The organism is Longimicrobiaceae bacterium, assembly GCA_036375715.1.
Lineage (GTDB): Bacteria > Gemmatimonadota > Gemmatimonadetes > Longimicrobiales > Longimicrobiaceae > DASVBS01.
In genome coordinates, this window is the sequence record DASVBS010000057.1 from 1 (window position 1) to 25,951 (window position 25,951).

General features: G+C 67.8%; 20 protein-coding genes. 18 read left to right on the top strand and 2 right to left on the bottom strand.

The genetic code is table 11. The annotated features are described in order from the left end of the window. From VF167_10940 to VF167_11010, 15 genes are all read left to right on the top strand, one after another. Positions 1-210: hypothetical protein (locus VF167_10940; protein HEX6925943.1), on the top strand; the 210-nt coding region annotated here is incomplete at its 5' end. A gap of 127 nt (positions 211-337) precedes the next feature. Next, positions 338-1,729, top strand: a complete 1,392-nt coding sequence (locus tag VF167_10945) for a DUF4157 domain-containing protein (GenBank protein HEX6925944.1) — start codon at positions 338-340, stop codon at positions 1,727-1,729. 103 nt (positions 1,730-1,832) lie between these two features. After that, positions 1,833-2,489, top strand: a complete 657-nt coding sequence (locus VF167_10950; protein HEX6925945.1) for a hypothetical protein — start codon at positions 1,833-1,835, stop codon at positions 2,487-2,489. Next, positions 2,486-2,812, top strand: coding sequence for a hypothetical protein (locus VF167_10955; GenBank protein ID HEX6925946.1), 327 nt, complete (start codon positions 2,486-2,488; stop codon positions 2,810-2,812). The genes VF167_10950 and VF167_10955 overlap by 4 nt, the downstream gene beginning before the upstream one ends. Beyond that, entirely contained in the window at positions 2,805-3,932 is a 1,128-nt protein-coding gene (locus tag VF167_10960) for a hypothetical protein (protein ID HEX6925947.1), read from the top strand. Before VF167_10955 ends, VF167_10960 begins: the two co-directional genes overlap by 8 nt. A gap of 6 nt (positions 3,933-3,938) precedes the next feature. Then, positions 3,939-4,445, top strand: coding sequence for a phage baseplate assembly protein V (locus VF167_10965; GenBank protein HEX6925948.1), 507 nt, complete (start codon positions 3,939-3,941; stop codon positions 4,443-4,445). A gap of 38 nt (positions 4,446-4,483) precedes the next feature. Further along, positions 4,484-4,807 (top strand): hypothetical protein, encoded by a 324-nt coding sequence (locus VF167_10970; protein ID HEX6925949.1) that lies wholly within the window; start codon positions 4,484-4,486, stop codon positions 4,805-4,807. A 4-nt stretch (positions 4,808-4,811) separates the two neighbouring features. Beyond that, on the top strand, positions 4,812-5,174 hold the full coding sequence (locus VF167_10975; GenBank protein ID HEX6925950.1) for a GPW/gp25 family protein: 363 nt from the start codon (positions 4,812-4,814) through the stop codon (positions 5,172-5,174). Continuing rightward, complete coding sequence (locus VF167_10980) at positions 5,174-7,822, top strand: putative baseplate assembly protein (protein HEX6925951.1); 2,649 nt, start codon at positions 5,174-5,176, stop codon at positions 7,820-7,822. Before VF167_10975 ends, VF167_10980 begins: the two co-directional genes overlap by 1 nt. Continuing rightward, positions 7,819-11,376 carry a putative baseplate assembly protein gene (locus VF167_10985; protein HEX6925952.1) on the top strand — a complete coding sequence of 1,186 codons (3,558 nt, stop codon included), beginning with the start codon at positions 7,819-7,821 and terminating at the stop codon, positions 11,374-11,376. Before VF167_10980 ends, VF167_10985 begins: the two co-directional genes overlap by 4 nt. Further along, positions 11,373-13,937 (top strand): DUF11 domain-containing protein, encoded by a 2,565-nt coding sequence (locus tag VF167_10990; protein HEX6925953.1) that lies wholly within the window; start codon positions 11,373-11,375, stop codon positions 13,935-13,937. The genes VF167_10985 and VF167_10990 overlap by 4 nt, the downstream gene beginning before the upstream one ends. Before the next feature lie 9 nt (positions 13,938-13,946). Continuing rightward, positions 13,947-15,737, top strand: a complete 1,791-nt coding sequence (locus VF167_10995; protein HEX6925954.1) for a DUF6519 domain-containing protein — start codon at positions 13,947-13,949, stop codon at positions 15,735-15,737. Between the two features lie 6 nt (positions 15,738-15,743). Next, positions 15,744-19,250: a BadF/BadG/BcrA/BcrD ATPase family protein gene (locus tag VF167_11000; GenBank protein ID HEX6925955.1), complete on the top strand. Its 3,507-nt coding sequence runs from the start codon at positions 15,744-15,746 to the stop codon at positions 19,248-19,250. Further along, complete coding sequence (locus VF167_11005) at positions 19,247-20,893, top strand: hypothetical protein (GenBank protein ID HEX6925956.1); 1,647 nt, start codon at positions 19,247-19,249, stop codon at positions 20,891-20,893. Before VF167_11000 ends, VF167_11005 begins: the two co-directional genes overlap by 4 nt. A 123-nt stretch (positions 20,894-21,016) precedes the next feature. Beyond that, a complete protein-coding gene (locus VF167_11010; protein ID HEX6925957.1) occupies positions 21,017-22,516 on the top strand; it encodes a hypothetical protein in 1,500 nt (499 codons plus the stop codon). On the opposite strand, the gene VF167_11015 is transcribed toward VF167_11010, so the two are convergent. Next, on the bottom strand, positions 22,506-22,925 hold the full coding sequence (locus VF167_11015; protein ID HEX6925958.1) for an NUDIX domain-containing protein: 420 nt from the start codon (positions 22,923-22,925) through the stop codon (positions 22,506-22,508). The genes VF167_11010 and VF167_11015 overlap by 11 nt on opposite strands. Positions 22,926-23,067: 142 nt before the next feature. Here VF167_11015 and VF167_11020 point away from each other — a divergent pair, with 142 nt between their 5' ends. Together VF167_11020 and VF167_11025 are read left to right on the top strand one after the other, a co-directional pair. Further along, positions 23,068-23,304, top strand: coding sequence for a DUF4160 domain-containing protein (locus VF167_11020; GenBank protein ID HEX6925959.1), 237 nt, complete (start codon positions 23,068-23,070; stop codon positions 23,302-23,304). 19 nt (positions 23,305-23,323) lie between these two features. Further along, entirely contained in the window at positions 23,324-23,758 is a 435-nt protein-coding gene (locus VF167_11025) for a DUF2442 domain-containing protein (GenBank protein ID HEX6925960.1), read from the top strand. Positions 23,759-23,822: 64 nt separating this feature from the next. On the opposite strand, the gene VF167_11030 is transcribed toward VF167_11025, so the two are convergent. Then, entirely contained in the window at positions 23,823-25,079 is a 1,257-nt protein-coding gene (locus tag VF167_11030; protein HEX6925961.1) for an MFS transporter, read from the bottom strand. A 297-nt stretch (positions 25,080-25,376) separates the two neighbouring features. On the opposite strand from VF167_11030, the gene VF167_11035 reads away from it, so the two are divergent. Next, on the top strand, positions 25,377-25,951 hold a 575-nt coding region (locus VF167_11035), incomplete at its 3' end, for a hypothetical protein (protein ID HEX6925962.1).

Genomic DNA, 25,951 nt, shown 5'->3' on the forward strand with positions numbered 1-25,951 from the left:
CACCGACTACGCGGGATCGTTCTCTTCAGCGTCTGCCCGGACGGGATCTCGGCCACCTGTGACCGGAAGCGAGGGGCCATCGGCGGTATCGTCCGACGCGGGAGCGACCACACCATTCGCGTCGGCGCCGGCGCTTGCCACTGCCGCCTCCCCCGCCCCGACAGCCGCGCCACTACCCTCAGCGCCGGCTTCGTCCGACCCGGGCGATAGGCGGGCGACACGCCCGGAAAATCCGGAAAATCAGGAATGGGAGGAGAACGAAGAGGCTGCCCCGCCACCACCCCTCCGACCCCTCCTCTTCGATGACGGCCGGGCGGGCGATCCACTCACAGGCCAGATGGAGCGCGGAGAGTTCCTCACGCGCCTTCAGGCCGAGGTGACGCGCGCGGCGGAAGAGGCGCTGGCGGGCACCGGCCGCACCCCCGACGGCTGCCCCTATCTGCGATACTGGTTCGACTACTACCGCCGCCGGAGCAGCCGCCAGATCGAGCGGGCGCTCCACCGCTACGCGCCCGAGACGAAACGCGCAGAGCGTGCAACCGACTACATCCCGCCCGTGGTGGGGCGCGTCCGTCAAGCCGTCGCGCGCTGGGCGCGGACAGGCGAGATCACAGGGATTCCATCCGGCCTTGCCATTGGCGCCGCACGAGCGGAGCTGCGGAACGACGGAGCCCGGCCGGCCCCGCCGTCCAATCCGATTCTGCGCAAAGCTCGCGAAGGTGGTGGCGCCATCCACCTCGACGACGATCCCGAGGCGGTGCAGGCGGAGCTGGGGGAAGGGCGTCCACTCGACACGGGAGTCCGCTCGCGCATGGCAGCGGCTCTGGGACGGGAAGTGGGTCCGGTCCGTCTCCACACCGACACCACCGCGGGACGACTCGCGAGCTCACTGAACGCACGAGCCTTCACGGTCGGACGACACGTGGCGTTTGCCCCGGGGGAGTACCGCCCTGGTACGCCGGTGGGCGACGCGCTGATCGCGCACGAGCTCGCGCACGTCGTACAGCAGTCAGCAGGCGGCGCAACGGCATCCGCGGACCCTGCTGCCTACGGCGCCCTGGAGCGTGAAGCCGACCGGGTGGCGGTGGGTGCGGTCGCCTCGCTATGGGGCGCCGCCCGGACGGCGGGGGCCAACGCGGGACCCGCCCTGCGCTCGGGACTGCGACTGTCGCGCTGCACTCCGCGGTGTCCCACCAAGATCGAGGTCGCTCAGCTGCATCCCGTGCCGCTGACTGCGGATCACGTTCGCGCCAACTGGCGGACGGGGTGGGGTGCGGTGGCCGAAATGAAGGTGTCTGACGCGCAGGGGTCGAACTTCGACGGAATATCGATCCACGAGAATCTCAGCGCGGGCGCCAACTCGTGCGGAGGCGTTCCCAACTGCACGAACACGCACGGGACGGGCGGCGCTTCGGGATCGACCTTCAAGGTGGGCACCGGCATCGGCCCAGCCTCGTCCGGCGCTTACGCGTCCTGCGGACCTCCAATCCTCGTGAACTCTCTCGTGTTCCCGGCCAAACGGAACACCTTCTACGATTGCCATCTGATGGGTTTCGGGAACAGCAAACTGCACGAGTTCAATCTCCCGAACTGCATGCAGACCTGCACGCAGTTCTACGACTGTCACGGAACCCGGATCGTGGACAAAACTTTCACCATTACACGCCACTTCACCCGCGGCGTGATCAACGGTGTGGGCGTGACAAACATTTCATTGACCAAGCAGTGACGGCAGGCCGCGGCAGCGTCGGACAAAGACATGATCACGTGGCGACGACGGATCATTCCGGAGACACCGCAATGACTCACTCCAGCGCTCTCCCAGCGCCGCTATGACCACCTTCCCCGGCTCCCCCCGCCTTCTCAAGGGAGGCATCGTGCTCATCGACCCCGCCACGGGCACGGTGCTGCGCGTGATCGCCCTGCAGTACAACCCGGTCTCACTGCAGCGCTCCCTCACCGCGCGCACGGTGGGGGAGGAAGGGGATCGGTCGCAGGCACTGCGACTGCTCGGCCCGCCCGAGGAGACCTACACCCTCGAGGCGGAGATCGACGCGGCCGATCAGCTCGAGTTTCCGGACCAGAACGCCGTGGTGGTGGAGCACGGGATCGCGCCGCAGCTCGCCGCCCTGGAGAGCACCCTCTACCCGCCCAGCAGCCGCCTGATCGGCAACAACGAGCTCGCGTCGGCCGGGGTGCTGGAGATCGCCCCCACCGAACAGCCGCTGATGCTCTTCGTCTGGAGCAAGAACCGCGTGATGCCGATCCGGCTGACCTCCTACAGCGTCACCGAGGAGGCCTTCGACCCCAAGCTCAACCCGTTGCGCGCCAAGATCAGCCTGGGTTTCCGCGTGCTCAACGTGGGCGACCTCGGCTTCGACCATCGCGGCGGCAACATCTATCTCGCCTACCAGCAACAGGTCGAGCGGCTCGCCGCCCAGTTCCGGGGCGGTGCGCTGGGCGACCTGGGCCTCACCGGGATCCCATGATGTTCGACCAGTTCCCCACCAGCAGCCGCTACCACGGCCTGCCGACGAAGACCCTCGTCACCCCCGACGGACGGACGGTGGTGTACCTGGCGCGCCGCTTCGTCCCGCCGCCCGAACGCTTCTCCCTCCTCAGGGAGCACGTGGTCACCGAGGGGGACCGCCTCGACAACGTGACCGCGCGGTACCTGGGAGACCCCGAGCTCTTCTGGCGCGTGGCCGACGCCAACAACGCCATGCGCCCGGAGGCGCTGGTGGAAGAGATCGGGCGTTCGCTACGCATCACCCTTCCCGAAGGCATTCCGGGTCCGCAGAACAATGCTTGAGGGAAACATCCAGCTCTCGCTGATGATCGGCCCGGTCGTGCCCGTTCCTGTCGGACGTGACGTGATCGATGCGCTGCAGAGCATCACCGTTCGACGGGCGGCGGGCGAGCCCAGCGGCTTTCAGCTCGTCTTTCAGATCAGCAACAACTCGCCGCTGACGCCGCTGCTCCTGCTGCTGGGCCAGGTGGGGCCATTCATCCGGGTGGTCATCACTGTCGTCGTCAACGGCTCCCCCAGCGTGCTGATGGACGGGGTGATCGTCCACCACCAGGTGCAACCCGACGTGATGTCGGGACGGTCCACGCTGACCATCACCGGCTCGGACCTGACGGCGGTGATGGGGTTCGTGGACTTCACCGGGATCCCCTACCCCGCCATGCCGCGCGAAGCGCGCGTCGCGCTGATCGTGGCCAAATACGCCGCGTTTGGAATGATCCCGCTGGTCATTCCCAGCGTCTTCCTGGACGTGCCGATCCCGGTGGACCGGATCCCCGTTCACCGGGGGACCGATCTGGAGTACCTCAACGAGATGGCCGAGGAGGTCGGCTATGTCTTCTATGTCGAACCGGGACCGGTGCCGCTCACCAACATCGCTTATTGGGGTCCGGAGATCAAAGTGGGCCCGCCGCAGCCCGCATTGAATGTCAACATGGACGTGCACACGAATGTGGAGTCGCTCTCGTTCCAGTTCGACGGCACCAGCAAGGTGATGCCCATTGTGTTCGTCCAGAACGAGCAGACCAAGATCCCCATCCCCATTCCTATACCCGACATTTCACCGCTCAACCCGCCGCTGGGACTCATCCCGCCGTTCCCCGCCCGCTTCGAGCTGATGCGGGACACCGCCAAGCTGAACCCGGTGCAGGCGGTGATGCTCGGTCTGGCGAAAGCGGCGAAGACATCGGATGCGCTCACGGCGACCGGTTCGCTCGACGTCCTGCGGTATGGTCGGCCGCTGAATGCGCGGTCGCTGGTGGGCGTGCGGGGCGCGGGCGACGCATTCGACGGTCTGTATTTCGTGAAGAGCGTGACCCACCAGATACGTCGCGGCGAATACAAGCAGGACTTCACCCTGGTGCGGAACGGTCTGCTGTCGACTGTCCCGCGCGTGCCCGCCTGAGGAGCCATGAACGACAAGTACGGGAAATACCGGGGGGTCGTGATCAACAACATCGACCCGCTGCAGAAGGGCCGGATCCAGGTTCAGGTTCCCGACGTCCTGGGTCTGGGGATCTCCAGCTGGGCCATGCCCTGTGTGCCCATCGCGGGGATGCAGGCAGGGGTCTACGCGGTGCCACCGATCGGCTCCGGGGTGTGGGTGGAGTTCGAGGGCGGGAACACCGACTACCCTATCTGGTCGGGAGGCTTCTGGGGCTCGGCGGCCGAGGTTCCGGCACTGGCGCTGGCGCCCGCGATACCCGGATCGCCCAACATCGTCCTGCAGACGCTTGGACAGAACTCCATTGTCGTGAGCGACGTTCCCGGCACCGGCGGCATCATGCTCAAGAGCACCACCGGAGCCATGATCCTCGTCAACGACATCGGCATCACCATCTCCAACGGAAGGGGGGCCACAATCGTGATGGCCGGTCCAACCGTCACCATCAACAACGGCGCCCTCGTGATCACCTGAGAGGCGATTGCCTCTCGAACCTCTCACCGGAGGCCACCATGCCGGGCCCACTCCTCCACCTGGGCGCGACCGTCACCTGCGCCCACGCCGGGCAGGCAACCCCCACCGCTCCCTTCCCCCGGGTGCTGGTGAGCGGCCAGCCGATCGTCACCCTCGCCAGCCCGTACGTCGTAGCGGGCTGCACCCTGCCGCCCCCCACGGCCGCGAACGGGCCGTGTGTCACCGCCCAGTTCCTCACCGGCTCGGTGCGCGTGCTGGCGGGCGGTCAGCCGGTGCTGCTGATGGGCAGCCAGTCCATCTGCGCGCCGACCGGCACTCCCCTGCTCACCATCGCCGCGCAGCCGCGCGTCACCGCGATATAACGCCATGATCCACATCGACTTCCCCTTCCACTTCGACGGGCGCGGGCGGACGGCGCTCACCGGCGATGACGATCACATCCGGGACATGATCGAGCAGTTCCTCTTCACCAACGCGGGGGAACGGGTCAACCGCCCGGACTTCGGAAGCGGGCTGATGCAGCTGGTGTTCGCCCCCAACTCGCCCGAGGTGGCGGCGGCGCTTCAGCACACCGTGAGCGCCGGGCTGCAGCGCTGGCTGGGCGACCTGATCGAGGTGCGTTCGCTGGAGGTCACCAGCGTCGACGCCGTCCTGCGGGTGGAACTCGAGTACGCGGTGCGACGCACCGGTGAGGTGCGCGCCGCCACCTTCGAACGGGAGGCCGTGTGATGAACACCCCGCCCGTACTCGACTGCCGCGACGACCGGCGTCGCGCCGAGGTGCGCCGTCAGGAGCGCAACGGGATCGACTACCTGGAGGTCAGCGACGACCAGACCCGTCTCACCGTCTACTTCCTGGGCCACGCACCCGAAGGGCTGACGGTCGAGAATGTCCGCATTACCGGCGGGCGACGGATTCGCGACATTCGCGTCGTCGGGGTGGAGATCTGCCCTCAGACCGATCCCGAGCGGGACAACTGCATGGTGGTAACGGTCGACCGCCCGGGGGATTTCTCCACCTACACGCTCTGTCTGGTCGACCTCCCCGAGAACCTGCTGTTCGACCCCCGCTATCGCTGCATTGACTTCAGCTTCAAGGCCGCGTGCCCCACCGACCTTGACTGCGCGGCCGCTCCGCCGTGTCCGCCCGAGCCGCGGACCGAGCCGGAGATCAGCTACCTGGCGAAGGATTACGCGTCCTTCAGGCGGCTGATCCTGGACCGGCTCTCGGTGATCATGCCCGAATGGTCGGAGCGGCACATTCCCGACCTGGGGATCACACTCGTGGAGCTGCTGGCCTACACCGGCGACTACCTGAGCTACTACCAGGATGCGGTCGCCACCGAGGCCTATCTGGACACCGCGCGCCAGCGGATCTCCGTGCGCCGCCACGCCCGCCTGGTCGACTACCTGATGCACGAGGGGTGCAACGCGCGCGCGTACGTGCACGTCGCCACCTCCACCGACCTGACGGGCGACAGGGCGATCCCGGGCGACGGAATCTCCTTCCTGACCGGCTTCGACCCCATGCCGGAAGTCGAAGGCCGGGTACTCACCTGGGATGACCTGCGCGAGATCCCGACCAGCCGGTACGAGGTCTTCGAGCCGGTCGTGGACGAGGGCGCCCGCCTGGAATTTCGCTCCGCCCACAACGAGATCCGCTTCTACACCTGGGGCGAAGCCGAATGCTGCCTCCCTCGCGGCGCCACTTCCGCCACGCTGGTCGATGGGCCACCGTCCGTCCCCGGCGATCCGGACGGGCCTGACGCGGGCCCCGAGGGAGAGCCGGGGCCGGGGCCGAACGGCGAGGCCGGCGGTCCCGACAACGCCGGAGAAGAGGGTGAGGGCAACGATGGGTCCGGTGATACGCCTCAGGGTGCCGGCCGCGTGCTGGACCTGAAGGTCGGTGACGTGCTGATCTTCGAGGAGGTGATCGGGCCGAAGACAGGCGATCCGGACGACGCCGATCCGGCCCGTCGTCATGCCGTCCGACTCACACGCGTGGAGCCGATCGTCGACGAGCTGTACGGGCAGCCCCTCCTCGAGATCGAATGGGATAAGGAGGACGCCCTCCCCTTCCCCCTCTGCCTCTCGGTGATCGGACCACCTCCGGATTGCGCGCTCATCACGGACGTGAGTGTCGCGCGGGGCAATGTGGTCCTGGTGGACCACGGTCGCCGCCGGCCGCCCGAGGGGCTGGGGTGCGTTCCGGTCGAGGCGATCGAGACCGTCTGCGAGCGGGAGGGGCGTCCGCGCGACGTGATGCTCCGCCCCGGCCGCTTCCGTCCGACCCTCTCGGAGGGGCCGCTCACCTTTGCCGAGCCGATTCCGGCCGGCGCCTCCGCAACGCGCATGGTGAAGCAGGACCCGCGACAGGCGCTGCCGTGGCTCCGCCTGTCCAGCCGCGCCGACACGCGCTGCGGAACGGAAGAAGGCGGTCCGCCGCGCTGGTGGTCGCCGCGTCGCGACCTGCTGACGAGCGGTCCCGGTGACGACCATTACGTGGTGGAGATGGACGACCGCGGGCGGGCGCACCTGCGTTTTGGCGACGGGGAGATCGGCCGGCTCCCGGAAGCGGGACTCTGGTTCGAGGCGGTCTATCGAGTGGGAAACGGGCCGACGGGGAACGTGGGCGCCGATTCCATCGTGCTGGCCGTGACCCGGGAGCTGACGAGCGGGGTGGTGCTCGAATCGCGCAACCCACTCTCCGCGACCGGAGGGACTCCGCCGGAGCCGATTGCCGAGGTGAAGCTCTTCGCTCCCTTCGCCTTCCGCCAGCTCCTCGAGCGGGCCGTTACGGCCGAGGACTACGCCGAACTGGCGGGCAGGCATCCCGGGGTGCAGCGCGCGGCCGCCACGCTGCGCTGGAACGGGAGCTGGTACGAGGCACGGGTGGCGGTCGATCCGCTTGGCCGCGTCGAGGCCGACGACGCCCTGCTCGAGTCGGTGGAGGAGTACCTCTATCGTTTCCGCCGCATCGGGCACGACCTCGCCGTCCGCCCCGCCGATTACGTCCCGCTCGACGTGGTCCTGCAGATCTGCGTGGAGCCCTCGTACCAGCGGGGCCACGTGAAAGCTGCCCTCCTCGAGCGCTTCGGCACCGGCCGGAGCGCGGGCGGCACGCCCGGCTTCTTCCACCCCGACGAGCTCACCTTCGGGCAGGGCGTAACGCTCAGCGAGCTGGTGGCCGCGGCGCAGGCCATCCCCGGCGTGGAGAGCGTGTCGGTCACCCGACTCGAGCGCCTCTTCCAGGGCCCCAACGGCGAGATCGAGCAGGGCTACCTGGAGATCGGTCCCCTGGAGATCGCCCGGCTCGATAGTGACCCCTCCTTCCCCGAGAACGGTCGCATCCGCTTCGACCTGCGAGGTGGACGATGACAGAGAAACGCTGCGGATGCTGCGAGGGCACGAGCATCGTCACCCCGACCCGGATCTGGAACCGACCGGGGCTCAACAACATCCGCTACCGGGTGGGGACACACTCCACCTTCCTCGAGACGATGGTGGCGCGGCTCTCCAGTCATCGGCTGGAGGATGGCCAGCGACCGCTGGAGCGGCTGACCACCCGCGCCGCGGACGACCCGGCCATCGCCCTGCTCGATGGATGGGCCACCGTGGCCGACGTGCTGACCTTCTATCAGGAACGGATCGCCAACGAGGGATATCTGCTGACCGCCACCGAGCGCCGCTCGATCCTCGAGCTGGCGCGCCTGGTGGGATACCGTCTCCGCCCTGGAGTGGCGGCCAGCGTCTATTTGGCCTTCACCCTGGAGAAGGACTACCACATCGTCATCCCCAAAGGGACGCGCGCGCAAAGCATCCCGGGCCCCGGCGAGCTCCCGCAGTTCTTCGAGACCGACGAGGATCTACCGGCGCGAACGGAGTGGAACGCCATCCCGGCGCGGCCCACCCGACCGTCTTACCTGCGACCGGACGAGACCTTCTTCGGCACGCGCTCGCTCCGACTGGAGGGTGCGGTCAACAACGTTCGCGCCGGTGACACGATCCTCTTCGCGTGCGGAGAAACCTTCCAGCCCTACACGGTGCAGTCGGCCGAGGCCGACGCCGCGGCCGCGCACACGCTGATCAGCTACGCCCCGTTCGGCGGCCCCATGCCGCCGCCACCGCCCGAGACCGGGGCGGAGCTATCCGCCTCCGGTTCCGATAACAACGGAGGTTCAGGCGGAGCGCCTCCGGCTCTCACAAGACTCAAAGGGGTCGTCACCGCTCTGAGCAAGGCGGCGTCGGTCCCGCCGCCCAGCCGCTTCCAGCTTCCCCGCTCGGCGGAGCAGACGTACAGCGCCAAGGCTGATCTGGGGCCGCGGCTGCTCACGCACTTCGATCCCTCGCTCAAGGACACACTCTACCAGGCCTATGCCGCGGCACCGGTGACTGCCACGGCGGCCGAGTGCGAGGTCCACGCACTGCCATTGAAGGCCGCACCCTTCGGTAGCACCGCTCCTCCGGAGCTGGTGTTCAACGAAAACAACGTGCTGGTCGGGCGACGCGAGTGGATGCTGGCCGAGTTCCTCGCCACGGGAGGCGTTCGGCTCACGAGCACCGAGGGTGAGACAGGGGTGTTGGGTGGCCTCGGCGGCAGCTACGACCTGCGGGACTCGGTGAACCCGCTGCGCCTCCGCGTCGTGCTCGGTGACGGGGAGGGAGGCATACGCTTCCAGCAGAGCTGGGACGTCCGTGACCTGGTCGTGCCGGATCAACCGCCTTTCGGTGAAGACGATCCCGAATTCACCCTCGTCCACGAGCTGGAGGAGGGTGGCGCCATCGCGATCACGGCCGCATACCAGGGAGACTTCTCCGAAGGGGAGTACAGTGGGGCAGTGCTCCGGCACCTGGAGGTGGAGTTCCGGCTACGGCCGGGACAGGAGACGTCGATCCGGATCGTCCCTCCGCCGCCGATCGTCATCGCCGCCACAAGTGCCGCCGTGAGCGCGGCCGCGAGCGGCCTGCAGGTGGATGTGGACGGCACCGTCCGGACGCCTGAAGTCCGCTCACCCATCTCCGAGACGATCGGGCGGCGGACCATCGCCATCCTGCTCACCGAAAACGCGCTCAACGTCACACACCGTACGCCGCTGCTGGCGAGCAACGAGCAGCTGCGCACCGTGTCGCTGGACGGCGTGCACGACGGGATCGTCGCGGGCAGCTACGTGGTGATCGAGGGCGTAGGCCCCGAGCCGGTCGTCGCCGTCGTGGAGCGCGTGCGCACGGTTTCCCGGGCCGACTACGGGATCTCGGGTCGGGTGACCCAGCTCGTGCTCAGCCAGTCCTGGCTCGGGGCGTCACCGGACTCACCCCCGTTCGACCTGAACGCCACCCTCGGGGTCCTGCGGCGAGTGACCATCCACGCCCGGAGCGAAGAGCTGTCGGTGGCCGAGGAGGTGATCGAGGAGGACGTGGCGGGTGACAGCATCGAGCTCGACGGGCTGTACGACGGGCTGGAGGCGGGTCGCTGGCTCATGGTGAAGGGCGTGCGCAGCGACATCCCCGGTCTGGGCGAAGACGACGAGGGCGTGGAGGCGACCGAGCTGGTGATGCTCGCCGGAGTCGAGCACGTGGTGAGGACGGTCACGGACGAGGAGGGCAACGAAGTCCTCGATGACAATGGACAGCCAATCGAGCTGCCGGGGGACACGCTCCATACACGCCTGATCCTGTCGGAGCCGCTGGCCTACACCTACCGGCGCGAGGGCTTCACGGTAAACGCCAACGTCGTCCGCGCCACTCACGGAGAGACGAAGACGGAAGTGCTGGGGAGCGGGGACGGGCGCGTTCCCTTCCAGAGCTTCACGCTCAAGCAGAAGCCACTCACCTACCTCCCCGCGCCCACTCCCTCAGGCGTCGAGAGCACGCTGGAGGTACGCGTCAACGAGGTGCGCTGGCCCGAGCAGGAGACCCTCCTCGGTCTTGAAGGCAACGAGCGGGGCTACACGACCCGCACCGACGACGAAGGCAACACCACCGTGATCTTCGGCGACGGCCTGCGAGGGGCGCGCTTGCCGACGGGCGTCGAGAACGTGACGGCGGTATACCGCGCAGGGATCGGCAAGGGCGGCAACGTGGGAGCGAACGAGATCAGCGTCCTCGCCACGCGGCCGCTCGGGGTGAAGGAGGTGATCAACCCGCAGCGGGCAAGCGGCGGCGCCGATCCCGAGAGCCGCGACCAGGCCCGCCGCAACGTGCCGGTGGCGGTGCTCGCCCTGGACAGGCTGGTCTCCGTGCGCGACTACGCCGACTTCGCCCGGGTCTTTGCCGGCATCGGCAAGGCCTCCGCGGCCTCCATCTCGGACGGTCGACGCCAGGTGGTGCACCTCACCATCGCCGGAGCGGACGACATCCCCATTGACCCCACCTCGGAGCTATACCGAAACCTCCTGCTGGCGCTGTCGCGCTTCGGCGATCCCAACGTGCCGCTGGTGGTGGCGCCACGCGAGCTGGTCATCCTCTTCCTCAGCGCCAGGGTGAAGGTCGGGGCCGATTATCTCTGGGCTCTGGTAGAGCCGAAGATCCGTGCCGCGCTCCTGGAGGCGCTGGGCTTCGACCGCCGCGACCTCGGTCAGGACGTGCGGCTGAGCGAGGTGATCTCCGTCATCCAGTCGGTCGAAGGCGTCGAGTTCGTGGACGTGGACCTCCTCGACGGCATCGCCGAGAGCGATGTGGTCGATCCCGAGGGGACACTCGATCCCGAGGCGCTGGCGGCCAGGCTGGAAGCACTCGCCGCGGCGACAGGGGCTACTTCGACCGGCAGCTCCGTCTGCACCTCCGCCCGCCAGCCCCGGCAGCGCGTGACCGTGGAGCTGGCGCGCATCGATCCTTCCATCACCGATCCCGATCGGCGAATCCGGCCGGCGCAGATCGCATATCTGAATCCGGAGCTCCCGGACACGCTGGTCCTCACGGAGGTGACCTCATGACCCGAGCTCCGGATCGCCTGTACGATCTCCTCCCCGTCATCCACCGCCGTCGCGACGCGGAGCAGGGCCATCCGCTGCGCGCGCTGCTGCAGGTCATCGCCGAGCAGGTAGAGGTGGTGGAGAACGACATCGATCGGCTGTACGAGAACTGGTTCATTGAGACCTGCGAGGATTGGGTCGTCCCGTATCTGGGCGACCTCATCGGCTACACGAGCGTCGCCGCCGCAGGCGAGCCGGCGGATGGTACGACGCCCGGGCGGCGCAAGCTCGAGCGGATCCTCATCCCCCGCCGCGAGGTCGCCAACACCATCCGCTACCGGCGTCGCAAAGGAACCCTCGCGCTGCTGGAGCTGCTGGCGCACGACGTGGCCGGATGGCCCTCGAGGGCGGTGGAGTTCTACCAGCTGCTCGCCTGGGCACAGCCGCTCAACCATCAACGGCTGACCCGCGGGCGCACCGCCGATCTCCGTGACGGAGACGCGCTCGACCTCCTCGACGGACCGTTCGACACCATGGCGCACACGGTGGACGTGCGGCGCATCGGATCGGCGCGGACGCGGGGGTGGCACAACATTCCGAGCGTGGGGCTCTTCGTCTGGCGGCTCACGCCCTACTCCGTCACCCGCGCGCCGGCCTACTGCTACGAATCGTACGGCTCGAGCAACTTCACCTTCAGCGTGCTGGGGAACGATGCGCCGCTCTTCACGCTTCCCTCCCCGGAGCCATCGCCGCATCACGTCGCCGGACCGCTGAACGTCCCCGCCCCCATCCGGAGGCGAGCGCTGGAGCGAGAGGTGAGCTCCTACTACGGCGAGGGGCGCAGCTTCGCCATCTGGGTGGACGGATGGGCGGGCTATTCCAGCGACGCCCCTCTCCCGCCGGAGGTGATCATCGCGGCAGATCTGTCGGGCTGGGCGTACCACCCACCGCGCGGGAAGGTCGCCGTGGATCCCGTCCTCGGGCGCATCGCCTTTCCGCCGCGACAGCTCCCCCGCAACGGTGTGTGGGTGAGCTACCACTACGGCTTCAGCGACGACATCGGGGGCGGAGAGTACGAGCGTACCCTCTCCCAACCGGCGGAGGCTGTGCTGTACCGCGTGGGACAGAACGAGGAGATCGTGCGCATCGGCGACGCCCTCGCTCTCTGGCGGCAGGAGAAGCCACAGCACGCGGTGATCGAGATCACCGACAGCGGCGTCTACCTGGAGCAGATCGTGATCGAGCTGGGCGAGGGGCAGAGCCTGCAGCTGCGGGCAGCCAATCGCACGCGGCCCGTGCTGCGCCTGATGGACTGGCAGACGGCGCGACCCGATGCCCTCTCCGTGGCGGGGGCGCCGGGCAGCCGCTTCACCCTGGACGGCCTCCTGGTCACTGGTCGCAGCGTCCGCTGCGAAGGTCCGGTCGCGGAGTTGACCGTGCGGCACTGCACCCTGGTACCCGGGTGGACGCTCGGGTCGGACTGCGAACCGCTCCGTCCAGCGGAGCCCAGCCTGGAGCTGACCGACACGCAGGCACAAGTCACCATCGAGCGCAGCATCCTCGGCTCCATCCAGGTCAGTCAGGACGAGGTGGGCACCGACCCCATCCCCATCTCCATCTCCGACAGCATCCTCGACGCGACCGGCCCCCAGCGCGAGGCGGTGGGAGCCCCCTCCTGGCAGATCGCGCACGCCGTGCTGACGATCCGCCGCACTACGGTCTTCGGCGAAATCCAGGTACACGCCGTCGAGCTGGCCGAGAACAGCATCTTCGTCGGGCGCATCCGGGTGGCCCGGCGCCAGCTCGGGTGCATCCGCTTCAGCTACGTCACCCCGGGGTCGCGCACTCCGCGCCGCTATCGCTGCCAACCCGACCTGGCGGAGGAGGCGGTGCGGGAGGCGATCCCCAAGGTTGCCGTACGCGCAGACGCCTTGGTCAGGCTGAAGGTGGGGGGCACGGAGGACCCGAACACCTGCTCGCCCGTAACCGGTGAGGCGAACCTGGAGGTCTCCTTCGAGATCGACGATGCGACTCCGGAGATCGGCGACGAGGTGGTCCTGACCGTCACGGTGCGCAACAACGGGCCACGCAACGCCTCCGGCGTCGAGGTCCGACTTCAGGGGCCGGACTGCCTGGACCGCGTCGGCGACCCGGTCGTCTCGCAGGGAACCTTCGTGTTCGACGATGACGGAGCCACCTGGAACGTCGGCGCCGTGGCAGCGGGCGAGTTCGCCGTGGTCACCCTGCGCATGGAGATCAGCGGCGAATGCGATCCGCCGGAAGCGACCGCCGAGATCGTATCGCACACCCTTTCAGGCGACGGGACGGCATTCATCGCCGAGCGCATCGCGGCGGTGCGCCGGCGGGTGAGACCGCGCTTCAACTCCACCCGCTACGGATCGCCCGCGTACGCGCAGCTCTCCGCCGACTGCCCGCCGGAGATCGTGCGCGGCGCCGACGACGAATCCGAGATGGGCGCCTTCCACGACCTGTTCCAACCCCAGCGAGCCGCCAACCTGGAGGCCCGCCTCGCCGAGTTCGTGCCCGCCGGCATGGACGCAGCGATCATCCTTGCAAGCTGAGAAAACGCCATGAACGGGGACTTCAGCCGCGACACCTTCGACCGGCGGTATCGCTTCTCACGGGTGCTCCTGCAACAGGGGCGGGTGCTGCTGGACGCCGATTGGAATGAGCAGACCTCCATCCTCCTGCACTATATCCGCTCGCTCGCCAAGGACCTGATCGGCCCGCACGGCGGCCCTCCCGGTGGCTTCGAGTTGCTCTGCGATCCCTCCGGAGAGCAGCTCCGCTGCGATTTCGGCATCGGCTACGGGCACTACTACGTGGACGGGATCCTCTGCGAGAACGAGCCGCCGCTCCGCTGTGGCGCAGAGGAGACGCCTCCGCCGCTTCGCTACTCCAACCAGCCGTACCTTCCCCTGGACGAGGACGAGAAGGAGCTGGACCAGGGTGCCGACTATTTCGTCTACCTGGACGTCTGGGAGCGTCACCTGACCCACATTGAGGCGGGGCACATCCGGGAGGTGGCGCTGGGCGGTCCGGACACGGCCACCCGCGCCCAGGTGGTCTGGCAGGTGAAGGTGCTGAACGGGGACTGCTGCGAGAACCACGACGACTACACCTGCGCCGACTGGATGGCTCAGGTGGTGAAGGACTACCGTCGTTGCCTGCGCGCTCGCGCCCGCGTGCCCGAGCCATCCGACGACCCCTGCATCATCCCTCCCGAGGCACGCTACCGCGGTGCCGAGAACCAGCTCTACCGGGTGGAGATCCACGACGGCGGCGAAGCGGGCTCCAAGGGGGCGACCTGGAAGTGGTCGCGTGACAACGGCTCGGTCGTCTTCGCCATACGCGAACTGCAGGGGAGCACGGCGACGCTCGAGACCCTCGGACCGGACGACCGGCGCACGCTCGTCGAGGGGGATTGGGTGGAGATCGTGGATGACCGCTCGGTGCTCCGCGGCCGGCCGGGAGTGCTCGCCCGGGTCGACGCGGTGGACCGCGTGAAGTACCAGGTTACGCTGTCGGTCGCGGAGGGGACTGCGCTACCCGTCTTTACCCGCGAGGCCACCACGCACCCGCTGCTCCGTCGCTGGGATCAGGGGTCCGCCGCGCTTCCGGTACAGGAGGGCAAGTGGATCGACCTGGAGGACGGCGTGCAGGTGTACTTCGACCCGGGGGGCACCTATCGCACGGCCGACTACTGGCTGATCCCGGCGCGCACCGCGACCGGCGACGTGCTCTGGCCCACCGAGCCGGACGCCGACGGGACCCCATCGCCGGTGGCACTCCCGCCGCATGGCATCGAGCACCACTACGCTCCGCTGGGCCGCATCGCGGTCGACGACGACGGCATCGTGACCTGCCTGAGCTCCTGCCGCTGCGTGTTGACGCCGCCGTGCGCAGAGGTCGCGGAGCCGCCGGAAGAACCACCCCCCAACGGCGAGCCCGGCCCTGACGTGCCCGGGCCCGACCAGCCCACACCGCCGACGCCGGCTCCGACTCCACCGACGCCGCCGACGCCGACGCCAACGCCAACGCCCGTTCCGACACCGACGCCGATTCCGACGCCGACACCTACGCCGATACCGACGCCAACGCCGGTACCGACACCGACGCCCATACCGACGCCCACTCCTGGCCCGACACCACCGACGCCCATCTCTGGAGGAGTCGTGGGTTCGCTCCTCGACCTCCGCCACGTGGGTGAGAGCCGGGCGGAGCTGCTGCGTCGGGCAGGTCACGGGACGATCGAGGACGTCGCGCGGATGCCGGCGGAAGAGATCGCACGGGTGCTGAGGGTCAGCCCCCGCGTGGCGGAGGAGGTGCTGGAGAGCGCTCGGGCTGCCGTGCGGAGATAGAGGCCGATGCCGCCCCCGCTGATCGGCATCGACGTCGGCTCGACCACCGTGAAAGCGGTCGTCCTCGACGCGGACAGCCGTGAGATCCTCTGGAAGGACTACCAGCGCCACGAGACGCGGCAGCCGGAGAAGGTCGAACAGTTCCTGACCGCGATCCTGGACGCCTTCCCGGAGGCTCGGGACAGGGTGCGGGTCTACATGACCGGCTCCGGCGCGGGTCCGCTCTGCGAACCTCTGGGCGCGCGCTTCATCCAGGAGGTCAACGCCGTCACCATGGCGGTGGAACAGCTCCATCCGGACGTGGGGTCGGTGGTGGAGCTGGGGGGGCAGGACGCCAAGATCATCCTCTTCAACGTGGACGAGGCCACCGGTGAGCGCACCTGTCAGACCTCGATGAACGACAGGTGCGCCTCCGGCACCGGCGCGACCATCGACAAGTGCATGCTCAAGGTGGGGATGGATCCGGCGGAGGTGGCGCGTATCGCCTTCGACCCGGACCGCCTCCACCACGTCGCGGCCAAATGCGGGGTGTTCGCCGAGACCGACATCGTCAACCTGGTCAAGGCGGGCATTCCCGGGCCGGAGATCATGAACTCGCTGGCGGACGCGATCGTTCGCCAGAACCTCGCGGTGCTCACCCGCGGCAACACGCTCCGCGCGCGGGTGCTCCTCCTCGGCGGGCCCAACTGCTACCTCCCCTTCCTGCAAGCCTGCTGGCGCCTGCGCATCCCCGAGACCTGGGCGGAGCGCGGGTACGAGTACGACCGCGATGCCCCGCTCGAGGAGCTGATCCTGGTGCCGCCGGACAGTCAGTACTACGCGGCGTACGGGGCGGTCCTGTTCGGCCTGCTGGACCCGAGCAATGCGGCGCGAGCCGAATTCCGCGGGCTGGAACCCCTGCGAGAGTACATGCGCAGCGGGCGCTCCGCACGCCTCGCCGCCGACGCCGGCCCACCGCTCGCGCGCAGCGCGGCGGAGCTCGACTCCTTCCGAGAGGCTTACGCGGTTCCCCTGTTTCGCCCGCGCGGCTGCACCCCCGGCGAGGTCGTGCGCGCCGCCATCGGCATCGATGGGGGGTCCACCTCGAGCAAAGCCGTCCTGGTGTCGGAGGATGGCGAGGTGCTGCGCAAGGCGTACCGTCTGTCCAAGGGCAACCCGATCCAGGATGTCAAGGAGATCCTGGCGGAGCTACGCGCGGGCGTGGAGGGGGACGGCGGAAGGCTCGAGGTGGTCGCGGTCGGCGCCACCGGGTACGCCGCCCCCGTGCTGGAGGAGTCCCTCCGGGTGGACGCGAACGTGGTCGAGACGATCGCTCACATGATGAGCGCGCGAGCCTACTTCCCCGACGTCGACGTCATCTGTGACATCGGTGGCCAGGACATCAAGGTCATCTTCATGGAGAACGGGGACGTCAAGGACTTCAAGCTGAGCAACCAGTGCTCGGCGGGGAACGGCATGCTGCTGCAGGCGATGGCCGACCAGTTCGGCATCCCCATCACCCGCTATTCGGACGTGGCCTTCGACGCGGCACTCTCGCCGAAGTTCAGCTACGGGTGCGCCGTGTTCCTGGACACCGACCGGGTGAACTTCCAGAAGGAGGGCTACAGCAAGGAGGAGATGCTCGCCGGACTGGCGATGGTGCTGCCCAAGAACGTGTGGCAGTACGTGGTCGGGGTGCCGCGCATGGCGGAGCTGGGGACCCGCTTCGTCCTGCAGGGGGGCACGCAGAAGAACCTGGCCGCCGTGAAGGCTCAGGTGGACTACATCCGCGCGCGGGTGCCGGGGGCAGAGGTCTTCGTCCACCCGCACTGCGGGGAGGCCGGCGCCATCGGGGCGGCGATGGAGGCGCTGCGCGTGGTGGGGCGTCGCGGGGAAAGCCGGTTCGTGGGCCTGCAGGCGGCGATCGAGCTGGCATACACCACCCGCAACGACGAGAGCACCCGCTGCAACTTCTGCCCGAACCACTGCTCCCGAACCTTCATCGACACGCGGACTCCGGACGGGAGGACGTCGCGCTACATCGCCGGCTTCTCGTGCGAGAAGGGCACGGTGGAGAGCAAGGAGGCGCTGAAGGCACTGGTGGCCGAGCGCAAGGCGCTGCGTGCACGCTATCCGAACATGGTGGAGTACGAGAGCGAGCTCGCCTTCCGGCACTTCTACGAGCCGGCGCCGCTCCCGGAGGCCGGGAGCCCGATCGCCGACGTAGAGGTGCGCCGCGGGTTTTTCGGGAGCATCCGGCGGCGCCCGATCACGCGCGGGTTCGAGCGCTCTTCGGCCGCGGACGCGGAGTGGCGCGCCGGGCTGCGGATCGGGATGCCCCGGGTGCTGAACATGTACAGCACGGGACCGCTCTGGCGGACCTATTTCGAGACGCTGGGTGTGCCCCAGCACCACATCATCTGGAGCGACGTCAGCTCGGAGGAGATGTTCAGGGAAGGCGGGAAGTACGGATCCATCGATCCGTGCTATCCCTCGAAGGTGGCGCAGGCGCACATCCACAACCTGCTGGTGCACAAGCACACCGGGCGCCGCACCGGGCCGCTGCAGTTCATCTTCTTCCCCTGCCTCACCCACGTTCCGACCTTCGTCAGCCACACGGTCGATGCGGCCGCGTGCCCCATCGTGGCCGGCTCTCCCAAGGTGTTGCGCGCCGCGTTCACCAAGGAGGTGGATTTCTTCGCCCGCGCCGGCGTCGAGTACGTGGACGTCGCCCTCTCCCTCAACGAGCCGTACTACTTCAGCGAGCAGCTCTGGCAGGCATGGGGAGACCGGCTGCGCATCACCAGGGACGAGCACAACGTCGCCATCGAGCAGGGGTGGGCGGCCATGGCGGAGTTCGATCGGCTGGTGCAGGAGGGGGGTCGGGCGATCCTGGAGGAGGTGGAGCAAACCGGCCGGATCGCCGTGCTGGTGATCGGCCGGCCGTATCACCTCGATCCGGGAATGCACCACGGCATCCCGGACGAGATCCAGGCGCTGGGCTACCCGATCCTGTCGATCCGATCGATCCCCAAGGATCCGGAGTGGCTGGCGACGTACTTCCGCGCCGATCTCGATGAGGGCCGGATCGCGGACGTCTTCGACATCCGTGACGTGTGGCCGGAGAACTACTCGGCGAACTCGGTGCAGAAGGTGTGGGCCGCCCGTTTCGCCGCGCGACACCCGAATTTGGGCGTCCTCGACCTCTCCTCCTTCAAGTGCGGACACGACGCGCCCACCTACGGTCTGATCGATTCAATCCTGAAGGCCGCCGGTACCCCGCGCCTGGTCATGCACGACATCGACGCCAACAAGCCGGGTGGATCCATCGCCATCCGCACGAAGACCTTTGCCTACTCCCTCGAGCGCCACGCGGAGCGCCTGGAGGACCGGCGTGCGCGCGTGGCCGAGCTGAAGCGGCGCGTCGATGAGCGGCTGCGGGAGATGCGGGAGGGCCCCCGGGCCGGCTCCGGGACGTGGCAACTACCGGTACTGCCTGCCTCTGCCGCGGGCGTAGCCTGCTCACGCCGATGAAGCTACCGATCCTCGATACGGTCCTCCCCGCCGATCTCAGCGAGAGCGAGCTGCGGGAGCTGCAGGCCTACTCGCTGCGGGAGGCCGCGATCCTGGGGCTCGCCGAGGCGGTGACCCAGTGGCGCGATCCCCTGCCCAACCGCTTCACCGCGGACCAGCGGCCGGACACCACCATCTGGATCTCCGGGCTGACCTGGAGCCACGACCTGCTGCTCGCCGCCGCCCTCCGCGGGATCGGCTACCACGTCCGCCCGCTTGCTGTCCCCGACAACGAGTCGCTGCGCTTCGGCAAGGAGTTCGGCAACCGTGGCCAGTGCAATCCCACGTATTACACGGTGGGAAACCTGATCAAGCACCTGCGGGCGCTGCAGGAGGCTGGAGTTCCCAGGGAGCAGATCATCGCGCACCACGTGTTCCTCACGGCCGGCGCGTGCGGACCGTGCCGGTTCGGCACCTACGTGACCGAATACCGGAAGGCGCTCCGGGACGCCGGCTTCGAGGGGTTCCGGGTGCTGCTCTTCCAGCAGCAGGGCGGCCTCCGGCAGGCCACGGGAAAGGACGCGGGGATCCGCTTCGACCCGCAGTTCTTCCGCACCGTGCTCAAGGCCTTCCTGGCGGGGGACGTGCTCAACTTAGTGGGCTACCGGCTGCGCCCCTACGAGGTCACACCCGGGGCGACCGACGCCGCCATCGAACGCTGTCGCGAGGTGCTGATCGCGGCGTTCGAGCGCCGCAGCTCCATCCTGGTTGCGCTCCGTCGCTGCCGGGGAATCCTGGAGGCGGTGGAGGTGGACCGGCTGCGACCCAAGCCGATGGTGGCGGTCATCGGCGAGTTCTGGGCGATGACCACCGAGGGAGAAGGCAACTACGAGCTGCAGCGCTTCCTGGAGGCCGAGGGGGCGGAGGTCTCGATCCAGCCCGTCACCAACTGGATGCTGTTCATGCTGTGGGAGCAGATGCGCGACACGCGGGCGCGGATGGGCCTGCGCGGTGTGGACACGGGTCGTAAGGGGCTGGCAGGCAAGAATCCCCGGAGGAAAGTGCTGCTGCTGCAGGCGGCCCGCGTGGCGTTGGTGGGTCTGTTTCGCGCCTTTGCGGGGGCGATCGGTCTGAGAGGCGTGCATCTGCCGGATATGGAGCGCATCGCCGCACTGGCGCACGAGCATTACGACAACGAGCTGCGGGGCGGCGAGGGGCACATGGAGGTCGGCAAGCTGATCGACTGCGTCGCCGAGCGGCGGGCCCACATGGTGGTCTCGGTGAAGCCGTTCGGGTGCATGCCGAGCTCCGGGGTGAGCGACGGCGTACAGAGCCTGGTGGCCGCCCGCTATCCGGAGGCCATCTTTCTCGCGGTCGAGACCACCGGCGACGGCAAGGTCAACGCGCAGAGCCGCGTGCAGATGATGCTCTTCAAGGCGCACCAGCGCGCGCGGGCCGAGTACGAGGAGGCGCTGCGGGCGGCGGGGCTGAGCGAGGAGGCCGCCAGGCGGAGGCTGCTCGGCGATCGGCGGGCGAGGGGCGCGCTGCATTATCCCGCGCACCGGGTGGCGGGGACGGCGGCGAACCAGGTGCTGGAGCTGGGGGCGGCCACTGGGGGGCAGCGGTTCTCCGGTACCCCTTTGCAACATTCGATTGGCGGTTAAATTCGCAATCTCCTCCAACTTCTGTAGTGCCCGAGCATACCTGGGCAGACCTCCAGCCATCTTCGGCGACGCCATCGTCGTCGATCCGCTACATCTGCAGTCACTACTGCACCACACACCCCAATGGAGTCCGAAGCCTCCTCTTCAACGCTCGCCATCGAGGTCGCCGCGCTGGTATGGAGACGCTCGCCGGAGACCGGTCTTCGGGAACTAGCATTCCTGAACGACCGATCCGTTAGGGTGGGAGCGAACAGCAGGCGTGTGAGACTGCCGCGGGAGCAGGTCGAGCAACGGGAAAGCCCGCAAGACAAGGCGCTGCAGGCGGCGCAGCAGCTGGGCATCGGGAAGGAGCTGCGCCCGTCCGGGCTGGCTGGATGCCGTTCCGAGCTGCGTGATGGTCAGCTCGAGGTCGTGGTATACTGGAATTTCGAACACGTCTCGCCGTCCGGCGGCAGCCGCGATGACGCCCCGGTCCGTTGGCGCTCGATCCCAGACGCAATCGCAGAGCTCGATCATCCTGAAGTTGCCGCGATCGTTAGACGCGCGGCCGACATGCAGGCGATCCGGGAGCATCCTGCCACTCCGCAGAGACGAATTCGCTTTTTGCGGAGATGGTGGCAGGATCCAAGCACTCGGCGGCTCGCTGTCTCGCTCCCGCCCTATCGCGCGCAGTTCGAGCACCTCGTGTCAATGGTGCCCCGCAGTTCCGATGGCGGTTCCTCGACGCAGGAAACGCGGATGGGATCGTGGATAGGCATCGGCCGACAACTGCTGAACAGAGCCGAGAATGCACTCAGAGCGGGGGAGACGGAGTTGGGATGGAAGTACTTCCACGAAGCTCAACGAGTGGAATTGTACGGGCTTGCATTGCTGGATCCGGGCGCACTTCGGACCCGGGCTTCAGAGATCCGACATGAAGCAGGGAAGCTAAGCGCCGATTCGTGGCGAAAGAAAAGTATCGAAGCGTCACTCGCAGACCCGGAGAAACTCACCGGGCACCCTGCCGATGTCCGCGTGGTGGCAGAGAGCCACCGGATCCTCACTGAAGAATTCGCGAACCGATACGAGAAACTTCGCTTTCTCCGAAGGCAGACGTCCGTGCTCATCGGGCTCGCGGCGGTCGTCCTGCTCCTCCTGGTCCTCAGGGAACCACTGGGGCTCGACCGGTACGCCCTTACCTTTCCCGCTGCTGCCGGGATAGGCTCCCAAGCGCCGCCTGCAGCGCAGATCGACGGAGGCTCCGGGCAACCGACGCCGCCAGCTTCGCTCGGGGAGAACTCGGAGGCGTCGAGTCCCGCGTTGATGAATACGCCTCAAACTCGCCCCGATCCCGGCATCATCCCGATTGCTCTGTTTGGAGTACTGGGCGCCGCCATCAGCGCGCTCTTCAGAGTCAGCAAAACGGCCATCGATATCACCATCCCCGCCCAACGCATAACCGGAATCACGACTCTGGCCCACGTGACCATTGGCGCAGTGGCTGCAGTGGTGGTATGCATGGCCGCTGAGGCCGGGCTGGCGGGATTTACCGCCGAATCGCCTTCGATCTACGCGGTGTTGGCTTTTGCATCAGGTTTCTCTGAGCGGCTGTTGCCATCTACCATGGACAAGGTCAAGGCCTGAACCCTTCCTGTCGGCCAGGTTGCGATTCGAACAGAGACACGGCTCGTCTGACGAGATCCCGGGTGTCTTCCCAGATGATCAGTCGAAGCGCCTCCTCCAGCGTGCACCAGCGGGTTTCCCTGTCCTCGCCCCCGCCAACCTCTGACACGCCGCCCACCAGAAAGTACTCTGCATGAACCACCCCCTCGTCGGACGGGAACTCGAGAGCTCCTAGCGGAGCGATCACTTGCCCCTGTATTCCCGCCTCTTCCCGCAACTCACGCACTGCAGCTTCTGACTCCGTCTCGCCCGGCTCTACATGGCCCTTGGGCAGAATCCAGTGCTCAGGGTTCTTCTTTGCACGAACGAGGAGAATGCACAACTCGTCGCCGACGGAGCGAACGGCGACCGCACCCGCCTGAGAGATCATGTTCAAGAGCTAGCCTTGATTTCCTGGTGAGCAGGCATCACGAAGGAGCCCGAGTCGTTCCCACCTGAAGCTACTCCGGATCCGATCCGACAGCGAGGAACTTCGCAGGCGAGCTTGCCTGATTGGCGACCTCTCCGTCTCGATGTCTGGCGGAGCACCTCTCTGGCCCCGGCGGGCGGTCCGGGGGAGTGGCCACGACCCTGCGCACATCCATGCGGTGAAGGGGCGCGGCATGGCGGTGATTCGCATCGGGAATCCAGCCAGAGTGCGCGAAGTGTTCGACATGAAGCCTGGCGAGGTGAAGCAAGCGGTTCGGATCGTCGAGAAAAACTGGAAGCGGTACCTTCGGAAGTGGGAGGAGATCCATGGCAAGATCTAAGCGCCGGACAGACGAGCAGTTGGACCGCGAGATCGAGCAGGCTATCGTGCGCGGCGCCCAGGAGAACGCGTCTGAGCCGCGCGCAATGCGGGCATGGTACGACACCGATAGCGGTCGTGTCATGGTGGAGCTGACGAACGGGACCCTATTCGGCTTTCCCTCCGAGTTCGGCGAGAAACTGCGTGCCGCGTCGGCGGAGGATCTCGCCGCGGTCGAGATCGAGGGCGGCGGATACGGATTGCATTGGGAGGCGCTCGACGCGGACCTGACCGTGCCTGGGCTGGTCGCCAATATCTTCGGTACCAAGATGTGGATGCGCGAGCTCGGCCGGCGCGGCGGATCTGTCAGGACGGCCGCCAAACAGCGCGCAGCCCGGCTCAATGGGCAGAAGGGCGGACGGCCCAGGAAGGTGCGGAGTGGCGATGACGACCGTGGTACAGGGACGGGAAAATAGACAGCCTGCGCTCGGCTTCGCAGCGCTTCATTGTGCAGGATCAGGTCGGCGTGGTTGTCTTCGCTCATCCATTCAATCGCAGAGTCTCCGGCATCCGTAGGATGACCAGAACACCCGAAGCCACGGTGAGGCCCGCCACCACCTCGATCGCCGGCGCCATCCCGAAGTAGTCGGCCAGCACGCCCGCCAGCAGCGCCCCCACCGCGTAGCCGCTGTCCCGCCAGAGCCGGTACACACCCACGGCGGAACCGCGCCAGCTCGGGTGCGCAACGTCACCGATCGCCGCCAGCAGCGTCGGGTAGACCATTGCGGTGCCGAGGCCGTGCAGAGCCGCGGCGCCCAGCCAGCCGGGGAAGCTCTCCAGCAGCGCGACGAACCCGATCGCGATCCCTTGCACGATCATGCCGGCTGCGATCAGCCACTTGCGTCCCCAGCGATCGGACAGCGCCCCGGTCCAGAGCTGCAGGCATCCCCACACCGCCAGGTAGGTGAAGCTCACCACCCCGATTCGCCCCACGCCCATACCGGAGGCAGCGAAGAAGAGCGGAAAGAGACCCCACGCGAGCCCGTCGTTCAGGTTGTTCACCATTCCCGCCTGACTCGCGCTGGCGAGAGCCCGGTCCTTCCAGCTCACCCTCGCGAAAACCCCACTCGCCGAAAGCTCCTCCTTCGCCCGCGACGTCGCCTCGAGCGCCACGTGGCGCATCGTCTCGCGGACGAAGAGGAGCGACAGGGCCAGCCCTATGACGGCGAAAGCAATGCCGAGATAGAACGGCTCGGGCCGCAGTCCGTGCGCCTCGGCCACATAGCCGGTGCCGAGCGCGGCCAGCGCTCCAGCGAGGTATCCAGCGAACTCGTTCAGCCCCATCGCCAGGCCCCGCCGCTGCGGACCCACCAGATCGATCTTCATGATCACGGTGGTCGACCAGGCGAGACCCTGGTTGATCCCCAGGAGCACGTTGGCGAAAACGATCCAGGACCAGGACGGCGCGTAGATCACCAGCAGCGGGACCGGCAGCGCGAAGAGCCAGCCGACGAGCAGCACCCGCCTCCGACCGTAGAGGTCGCCGAGGCGGCCGGCGAAGAGGTTGGTGAGCGCCTTGACGATGCCGAAGGTGGCGATGAAAGAGAGGACCGCACTCCTCGAGGCGAGGCCGAACTCCTGCTCTGCCAGCAGCGGCAGGACGGTGCGCTCCAGCCCGACCATCGCCCCGACGAAGGCGTTGACCAGGACGAGGAGCCAGAACTGGCGCCAGTTTCGGCGCAGGCCGAGCTCGATCGCGGAAGGGCCTGGCGCCGCGGCTCCGTGCGACTTGTTCATTGCTACATTCGCGGGCACATTCCAGTCGTCTCTCATGATCGGAGAGACGATTCAAAACCAACCCCGGCCCGACTAGGTCCGCCCTGTCGCCCGTTTCCAGGTGCAATCGCTCCGCATGGTCTTCGACAACGTCACGGCCTGGGATCCGCCTGCCCGCTGCAGCTTGACCTGCTTATACATGCTTCGGAGGACGGAATTCTCATCACCCCCTTCGATCCGACCTGCGGGCGCGCATGGCCCCTGCCGAACGCGGCGCGAAGCGAACGCAATGCGCTGAGGGAGCTGGCCAGGTGAGGCATGGGAGTCGATGAACCGACGTGGTTGAGCTGGCGGATCGTTCAGGCGATTCACTTCGAGCAGAAGGGGAAACCGCAAACCGGCGAGCGCATGCGACGCGCACTTCTTCTCTGGTTGTCATTTCTGCTCGCCCCGGCGCCCGCGGCGGCGCAAAAGGTCGCCGGCACCGCGGGCGTCGATCCCGCAGCCGATAGCCTCTTTGCCGTGGCCGCGGCCAACGCGCGCGGGGCGAACGAGGCGCTGGTCCGGTCGCGCCGGCTGATGCTCGCCTGGCTGGAGCACGCGGATCCCGCGACCGGCCTGCTCCCGCGCAACCTGATGGACGACAGCGACATCTGGAATGCGCGAGACGCCGCGGCCGATCTCTTCCCCTTCCTGCTCCTCACCTCCTGGTTCACCGATCGCGACCTCTTCCAGGGCCGGATGCAGCAGATCCTGCTCACCGAAACGGCCCTGACCTCGCGGGTGGGGCGGCTGGCGGACACCTATTCGTTCGCGAAAGGTGGATTCGAGCGCGACACCATCGACATGGCCGAGGTGCAGTTCGGCTCGGCCGAGTACATGAAGGACGGGCT

Bases quoted from the DNA above. Each gene is read 5' to 3' on its own strand.
- VF167_11020 (HEX6925959.1), top strand. From the start codon at position 23,068: ATGTCTGGCGGAGCACCTCTCTGGCCCCGGCGGGCGGTCCGGGGGAGT.
- VF167_10950 (HEX6925945.1), top strand. From the start codon at position 1,833: ATGACCACCTTCCCCGGCTCCCCCCGCCTTCTCAAGGGAGGCATCGTG.
- VF167_10990 (HEX6925953.1), top strand. From the start codon at position 11,373: ATGACCCGAGCTCCGGATCGCCTGTACGATCTCCTCCCCGTCATCCAC.
- VF167_10975 (HEX6925950.1), top strand. From the start codon at position 4,812: ATGATCCACATCGACTTCCCCTTCCACTTCGACGGGCGCGGGCGGACG.
- VF167_10965 (HEX6925948.1), top strand. From the start codon at position 3,939: ATGAACGACAAGTACGGGAAATACCGGGGGGTCGTGATCAACAACATC.
- VF167_11015 (HEX6925958.1), bottom strand. From the start codon at position 22,925: ATGATCTCTCAGGCGGGTGCGGTCGCCGTTCGCTCCGTCGGCGACGAG.
- VF167_10980 (HEX6925951.1), top strand. From the start codon at position 5,174: ATGAACACCCCGCCCGTACTCGACTGCCGCGACGACCGGCGTCGCGCC.
- VF167_11005 (HEX6925956.1), top strand. From the start codon at position 19,247: ATGAAGCTACCGATCCTCGATACGGTCCTCCCCGCCGATCTCAGCGAG.
- VF167_10955 (HEX6925946.1), top strand. From the start codon at position 2,486: ATGATGTTCGACCAGTTCCCCACCAGCAGCCGCTACCACGGCCTGCCG.
- VF167_10960 (HEX6925947.1), top strand. From the start codon at position 2,805: ATGCTTGAGGGAAACATCCAGCTCTCGCTGATGATCGGCCCGGTCGTG.
- VF167_10995 (HEX6925954.1), top strand. From the start codon at position 13,947: ATGAACGGGGACTTCAGCCGCGACACCTTCGACCGGCGGTATCGCTTC.
- VF167_11010 (HEX6925957.1), top strand. From the start codon at position 21,017: ATGGAGTCCGAAGCCTCCTCTTCAACGCTCGCCATCGAGGTCGCCGCG.
- VF167_11000 (HEX6925955.1), top strand. From the start codon at position 15,744: ATGCCGCCCCCGCTGATCGGCATCGACGTCGGCTCGACCACCGTGAAA.
- VF167_10985 (HEX6925952.1), top strand. From the start codon at position 7,819: ATGACAGAGAAACGCTGCGGATGCTGCGAGGGCACGAGCATCGTCACC.
- VF167_10970 (HEX6925949.1), top strand. From the start codon at position 4,484: ATGCCGGGCCCACTCCTCCACCTGGGCGCGACCGTCACCTGCGCCCAC.
- VF167_10945 (HEX6925944.1), top strand. From the start codon at position 338: ATGGAGCGCGGAGAGTTCCTCACGCGCCTTCAGGCCGAGGTGACGCGC.
- VF167_11030 (HEX6925961.1), bottom strand. From the start codon at position 25,079: ATGAACAAGTCGCACGGAGCCGCGGCGCCAGGCCCTTCCGCGATCGAG.